This is a genomic window from Streptomyces acidicola, assembly GCF_009377235.1.
In the GTDB taxonomy this organism is placed as follows: Bacteria; Actinomycetota; Actinomycetes; order Streptomycetales; family Streptomycetaceae; genus Streptomyces; species Streptomyces acidicola.
In genome coordinates this window covers 1-6441 of record NZ_VMNX01000370.1, presented here as the reverse complement: position 1 = coordinate 6441, position 6441 = coordinate 1, and the positions used below count along the sequence as shown (strand labels likewise).

Here is a 6441-nt window from a genome sequence, read left to right as displayed (position 1 = left end):
CCCCTGGGGGCTGCCCCCCAGACCCCCGCACCGGCCTGAACGGCCTCGTCCTCAAACGCAGGACGGGCTGAAAACCTCAGCCCCACCCGCACAATCCAGCCCCTCCGGCGTTTGAGGAGCAGGGGCGCGGGGGCCGGCCCCCGAACGGGTCCCCAGGGGCGGAGCCCCTGGGGACGGGACGGGTAGGGGCGGCGGGGGCGAGAAAACGACCCGTCGGTCCGGCTACGCCCCCCACGCCTCCGCCACCGCCCCCAGGGCAGCCTCCACGTCCACCGAGGCGCCCGTCTCCCTCAGCGCACTCCCCAACGCGGCAAGGCTGGACCGGACAACCCCCACGGTGGCATCCGGACCGTAGTGGTTCACCCGGATCATCTCCTTCGCGAGGTCACCGCCACCGGCGGCCAACGGCACGGACGGATCGACCGCCAACGCCCCCGCGACCACCTCGGACGCATCGACACCCGCAGGAGCCCGCAACGTCGTGGCCACCGGAGCGGCATCCCCGGCCGCGTACACATACGGCTCCAGCCCTCCACCCAGCGCGACCGCCCCCGCCCGAGTGGCCGCCGCCGCGGACGCGTGCCGGCGCATCACCACGGCCAGTCCCTCCGCCTCGATCCGCTCCGCACACGCCTCCAGCGCGAGCATCTCCAACTGGGCCGGGGCGTGGAGCAGGGCGCGACGCCCGCCGTCGATCCACCGCTCCTTCCAGTCCAGCAGAGAGAGGTACGAGCGACGCGGCGCCCCCGGGTTCGCCGCCATCCGCGCCCACGCCCGCTCACTCACCGAGATCGCCGACACACCCGCCGGCCCGCCCATCGCCTTCTGCGCCCCGATCACGCACAGGTCCACACCCCACGCGTCCGGCAGCACCGGCTCCGCCCCGATCGAGGCGACCGCGTCCAGGTAGAAGAGCGCGCCGTGCTCCCGGACCACCGCACCGATCTCGGCCACCGGATTGGTGTTCCCCGTCGCCGCCTCCGCGTGCACCAGCGACACGAAGTCGATCGACGGATGCTCGGCGAAGGCGGCACGGATCTGGTCGGCGGTGACCGCCGTGTGGAAGGGCACCGCGAGGTCGATCACGGTCGCCCCGCAGTCCCGCAACCAGTTCCCGAAGGTCTGCCCGTAGGGGCCGGTGATGACGTTCAGGGCGGTCGTGCCGGGACCGGCGGCGCCACGGATCGCGCCCTCCAGCGGCAGCAGCGCCTCGCCCTGCGTGATCACCACGTCCTGCTCGGTGGCCAGCAGCCGTGCCACCCGGTCCTCGATCGCGGCGAAGTGCGCCGCGCTCATCGGGGCCAGATCAAGAAAGGGGTGTGTCACGGGGGTGCTCTCCTCGCTTACGGGTAGGCATGGCGTGGTCCGCATGTGCATGCGGATCGTGTTCGAGCGTAACCGTGTCGGCTGTGCCGATAAGTCACAGGTGGTGCGGCTCGATGACCATGGGAATGATTTGGGAGCCTCCAAGCCTTCCTTATGATCAGAACAATTCGTTTCCTCACAGGAGGTCCCCGTGAACACGGTCCTCGGACGCCGGACCCGCATCCTGGCCGCCACCACCGCGACGGCCGGGCTGCTGTTCGTCGCCGGCTGCTCCTCGGACGACGACGGCGGCGACAGTGGCAAGCAGACCACCGCCGGCGGGGTCACCCTGGCCAAGGCCGGTCAGCTCACCACCTGCACCCACCTGCCGTACCCGCCGTTCCAGTCGGAGATCGACGGCAAGGTGCAGGGCTTCGACGTCGCGCTGATCGACCTCGTCGCCGAGGACCTGGGCGTGAAGCAGGAGATCCTCGACACGCCCTTCGAGAACTTCAAGACGGGCGCGTTCCTCAACTCCGGCCAGTGCGACCTCGCCGCCGCCGGCATGACGATCACCGAGGAGCGCAAGAAGAACGTCGACTTCTCCGACCCGTACTTCGAGGCCACGCAGGCCGTCCTGGTCGACAAGAAGAGCGGCATCGGCTCCTTCGCCGACCTCAAGGGCAAGAAGCTCGGCGCCCAGGCACAGACAACCGGCGAGGACTACGTCAGGAACAAGGGGCTCGACCCCGTCTCCTTCGAGTCCTCCGACGCCGTCCTGAACGGGCTCCGCACCGGCCAGGTCCAGGCCGTCGTCATCGACTACCCGGTCGTCCAGGGCTGGCTGAAGGACAAGGCCAACGCGGGCGCCTTCGAGGTCGCCGACAACATCAACACCGGTGAGCAGTACGGCTTCACGGTCAAGAAGGGCAACACCAAGCTCCTCGACGCCGTCAACAAGGCGCTGGGAGCGGCGAAGACTGACGGCACGTACAAGAAGCTGTACGAGCAGTGGATCGGCCCGTACGACGAGAACGCCGCGAGCGACGAGAACGCCGCGAGCGCGGCCTCCGCGTCGCCGTCCGCCTCATGAGTGAGACGAAGACGGGGAAGAAGGGGAAGACGGGGGAAACGGAGACGACGGAGGCGACGGCTGGGGCACAGCTCCAGCCTCGTAGGCGCGGGCTGACCCGGCGGCAGAAGCGGGCCGCCTCCCGTGGCCTCCAGTACGTCGTCTTCGTCGCCGCCGTGGCCGCGCTCGCGGTCACGGCCGACTGGGGCGGGCTGCGCAACCAGTTCGCGCAGTCCGACCTGGCCGGGCAGATGTTCCCGGACATCATCACGCTCGCGCTGAAGAACACCGTGCTCTACACGGTGTCCGGCTTCGTCTTCGGCCTCGTGCTCGGCATGGTCGTCGCGCTGATGCGGCTGTCGTCCGTGGGCCCGTACCGCTGGGCCGCCGGGATCTACATCGAGGTCTTCCGCGGTCTGCCCGCCCTGCTGATCTTCATCTTCGTGGCCGTGGCCGTACCGCTCGCCTTCCCGGGCACGGAGATCCCCGGCGGCACGTACGGCAAGGTCGCGCTCGGACTCGGCCTGGTCTCGGCCGCGTACATGGCGGAGACGATCCGCGCGGGCATCCAGGCCGTGCCCAAGGGGCAGATGGAGGCGGCCCGTTCGCTGGGATTCTCGCACGCGCGGGCCATGGTCTCGATCATCATGCCCCAGGCCTTCCGCATCGTGATCCCCCCGATGACGAACCAGTTGGTGCTCCTGTTCAAGGACTCCTCGCTGGTGCTGTTCCTCGGTGTCACGCTGGAGGAGCGCGAGCTGGCGAAGTTCGGCCGCGACCTGGCCAGCCAGACCGCGAACTCCACGCCGATCCTGGTCGCGGGCCTGTGCTATCTGCTGGTGACGGTGCCGCTCGGCTTCGTCGTACGACGCCTTGAGGCCAAGGCGGGGGAGGCCACCCGATGACCACGAACACGGAGACGGCGAACACGGAGACGACCGCGGGCGCACCCGAGATCCGGGTGCGCGACCTGCACAAGTCGTTCGGCGACAACGAGGTGCTGCGCGGCATCGACCTGGAGATCCGGCAGGGCGAGGTCGTCTGTGTCATCGGCCCGTCCGGCTCCGGCAAGTCGACCCTGCTCCGCTGCGTGAACCTGCTCGAAGAACCCACCCAGGGGCAGGTTTTCGTCGGCGGTACCGAGATCACCGACCCGGACGTGGACATCGACGCCGTACGCCGCCGTATCGGCATGGTCTTCCAGCAGTTCAACCTGTTCCCGCACCTGACCGTGACCGAGAACCTCACCCTGCCGCAGCGCCGGGTGCTGAAGCGCGACAAGGCGGAGGCGGCGCGGGTGGCCGCGGAGAACCTTCAGCGGGTGGGGCTGGCCGAGAAGGCGACCGCCTACCCCTCCTCCCTCTCCGGCGGCCAGCAGCAGCGCGTCGCCATCGCCCGCGCGCTCGCCATGGGCCCCGAGGTGATGCTGTTCGACGAACCGACGTCGGCGCTCGACCCGGAGCTGGTGGGCGATGTCCTGGCCGTCATGCGCATGCTCGCGAACGACGGCATGACGATGATGGTCGTCACCCACGAGATGACCTTCGCGCGGGAGGTCGCCGACCGGGTTGTCTTCATGGACGGCGGAGTGATCGTCGAGGAGGGCGCCCCGGCACAGGTCATCGGCGCCCCGCGCCACGAGCGGACCCGGCACTTCCTCTCCCGACTCCTGGACCCCGCGACGGCCGAGGTGGGGGAGACACCGGAGCGGATGGACAAGGCGGGCCGCTAGCTCATTAGGGTGCAGTACATGAGCGATGGCGCGGTGCTGCACGTGAAGGGGCGGGTGCTCGTCGGGCCCGACGACGTCCGGGACGAGCTCTGGGTCGTCGACGGGAGGATCTCGTACGACCGTCCCGCCGGCGCCCGTGACATCCGTACGGTCGAGGGCTGGGCGCTGCCCGGCCTCGTCGACGCGCACTGCCACGTCGGGCTCGACACCCGCGGCCCCGTCCCCGAGGACATCTCCGAAAAGCAGGCCCTCACCGACCGCGACGCGGGCACCCTGCTGATCCGGGACGCGGGCTCGCCGTCCGACACCCGCTGGATCGACGACCGCGACGATCTCCCCAAGATCATCCGGGCGGGCCGTCACATCGCGCGCACACGCCGCTACATCCGCAACTTCGCGCACGAGATCGAGCCGGACGAGCTGGTCGCCTACGTCGCGAAGGAGGCCCTGCGCGGCGACGGCTGGGTCAAGCTCGTGGGCGACTGGATCGACCGGGACCTCGGCGACCTGTCCGCCTGCTGGCCCCGGGAGGCCGTCGAGGCCGCGATCGGGGAGGCCCACCGCCTGGGCGCCCGCGTCACGGCCCACTGCTTCGCGAAGGACTCCCTGCGGGACCTGGTCGAGTCGGGCATCGACTGCATCGAGCACGCGACGGGCCTCACGGAGGACCTGATCCCGCTCTTCGCCTCCCGCGGCGTCGCCATCGTCCCCACACTCGTCAACATCGCGACGTTCCCGAGCCTTGCCGAGGGCGGTGAGGGGAGGTACCCGCGCTGGTCGGCGCACATGCGACGGCTGCACGAACGCCGCTACGACACGGTGCGCTCCGCGTACGACGCGGGGATCCCGGTGTACGTCGGCACGGACGCCGGGGGCTCGCTCGCCCACGGGCTGGTGGCCGCGGAGGTCGCCGAGCTGGTGACCGCGGGCATCCCGCCGGTCCAGGCTCTGTCGGCGACGGCGTGGGGCGCCAGGAGCTGGCTCGGGCGGCCGGGGCTGGAGGAGGGGGCGCCCGCGGACCTGGTGGTCTACGACGGGGATCCGCGTGCCGACGTACGGGTGTTGGCGGCGCCGCGACGGGTAGTACTGAACGGCAGGGTCGTCGGCTGACATCCGGCTCGGCTCCGTCGCCGGAGAGCGACGGAACGTGACGTCGGGGGAGCGGTGGGCGAGTGACTGTGGAGAACGTGCGTGTCACGGGATTCGAAGATGTGCACGGAAAAGTCACGTAGGGGTGAACTCCCGTCAGATTGCTGACGGTTGACTCTCCGTCCGCGATTCTTGCGGGGTCCCGAAGTGTTTCTTCCCTGGGGAGCCCACCCTTGAACGGCAATAACTTCCGCCTGCCCGCACGCCGTCTGGCCGCCACCGCGGCGGCCACGGTCATAGCCGCCGGTCCCGCGGTCCTGGTCGGCGCGGGCGCCGCCCACGCGACCGAGAACGAAGGTCGTGCGAGCGCCGTCGTCCTGCGCACCGGGCTCGACGTGTCCCTGGTGAACAAGACCGTGAACGTCCCGCTCACGGTCTCGCTCAACGAGGTGCAGGCACCGGCCGACGCCGACCGGAGCACGCTGAGCGCGCGGCTGGACGGGGTGGACGGGGGCCAGTCGTTCACCGTGCTGCGTGCGGACGTGGCCACGGCGAAGGCGACGGCGTCCGCGACGAAGGCCGAGGGCCGCACCGACCTCGCCAACGCGAAGATCCACGTGCCGGGTCTCCCGCTCCTCTCCCTGATCGAGTTGGAGGGTGTGACGTCCCGCGCGACGTGCGAGGCGGGCGAGCAGCCGGTGGCCGAGTCCAACCTCGCGGGTGGGCTGACGGTGCTCGGCAAGAAGGTGACGGTGTCCGCGGACGGTACGACCGAGGTCAAGGTCCCCGGAGTCGGTGAGGTCGTCCTCGACATATCGCGCAAGGACACCACTTCCCGTACGGCCGCCGCGACGGCCCTCGAACTCAAGGTCTCCGTCAACCCGTTGGAGCTGAACGTCGCGGAGGTGGAGGGCACGGTCACCCTGGCGAGCGCGACGTGCGAGTCACCGGCGGCGGCGTCCTCGACGTCCGACACGGGCTCCGACACGGGCTCCGACGCCGGGTCCGACGCCGGGTCCGGCTCCGCGTCCGAGGTGAAGCCGCAGGGGGCCGCCTCCGAGTCCGACCTCGCGGAGACCGGGGGCAACTCGATGACGCCGTACATCGCGGGCGGGGCGGTCGCGTTGCTCGCGGCGGGTGGCGGAGCGGTGGCGTTGGCGCGGAGGGCGAAGGGCTGAGGCCCGGGTTTCCTCGCCCCCGCCGCCCCTACCTGTCCCATCCCTGGGGCTGCCGCCCCAGACCC

6 protein-coding genes are annotated in these 6441 nt (G+C 70.6%); 5 read left to right on the top strand and 1 reads right to left on the bottom strand.

Annotation, left to right across the window (positions count from 1 at the left end; genetic code table 11):
• Nucleotides 1–222 precede the first annotated feature (222 nt).
• Entirely contained in the window at nucleotides 223–1326 is a 1104-nt protein-coding gene (locus FPZ41_RS43900) for a pyridoxal-phosphate-dependent aminotransferase family protein (protein ID WP_322621505.1), read from the bottom strand.
• 190 nt (nucleotides 1327–1516) lie between these two features.
• Between FPZ41_RS43900 and FPZ41_RS43895 the strand changes: the two genes are divergently transcribed.
• The 5 genes from FPZ41_RS43895 to FPZ41_RS43875 all read left to right on the top strand — a co-directional run bounded on the left by FPZ41_RS43895 (nucleotide 1517) and on the right by FPZ41_RS43875 (nucleotide 6376).
• Nucleotides 1517–2398, top strand: coding sequence for a transporter substrate-binding domain-containing protein (locus FPZ41_RS43895; RefSeq protein ID WP_322621504.1), 882 nt, complete (start codon nucleotides 1517–1519; stop codon nucleotides 2396–2398).
• The gene (locus tag FPZ41_RS43890) at nucleotides 2395–3282 is read left to right on the top strand and encodes an amino acid ABC transporter permease (RefSeq protein ID WP_152870187.1); all 888 of its coding nucleotides are present in this window, start codon (nucleotides 2395–2397) and stop codon (nucleotides 3280–3282) included. The genes FPZ41_RS43895 and FPZ41_RS43890 overlap by 4 nt, the downstream gene beginning before the upstream one ends.
• Entirely contained in the window at nucleotides 3279–4109 is an 831-nt protein-coding gene (locus FPZ41_RS43885; protein ID WP_152870186.1) for an amino acid ABC transporter ATP-binding protein, read from the top strand. Before FPZ41_RS43890 ends, FPZ41_RS43885 begins: the two co-directional genes overlap by 4 nt.
• An 18-nt stretch (nucleotides 4110–4127) precedes the next feature.
• Nucleotides 4128–5219, top strand: coding sequence for an amidohydrolase family protein (locus FPZ41_RS43880; RefSeq protein ID WP_152870184.1), 1092 nt, complete (start codon nucleotides 4128–4130; stop codon nucleotides 5217–5219).
• A 212-nt stretch (nucleotides 5220–5431) separates the two neighbouring features.
• A complete protein-coding gene (locus FPZ41_RS43875) occupies nucleotides 5432–6376 on the top strand; it encodes an SCO1860 family LAETG-anchored protein (RefSeq protein WP_152870182.1) in 945 nt (314 codons plus the stop codon).
• Nucleotides 6377–6441: the final 65 nt, after the last annotated feature.

Coding starts and splice junctions, on each gene's coding strand:
- FPZ41_RS43885 (WP_152870186.1), top strand. CDS start 3,279: ATGACCACGAACACGGAGACGGCGAACACGGAGACGACCGCGGGCGCA.
- FPZ41_RS43880 (WP_152870184.1), top strand. CDS start 4,128: ATGAGCGATGGCGCGGTGCTGCACGTGAAGGGGCGGGTGCTCGTCGGG.
- FPZ41_RS43890 (WP_152870187.1), top strand. CDS start 2,395: ATGAGTGAGACGAAGACGGGGAAGAAGGGGAAGACGGGGGAAACGGAG.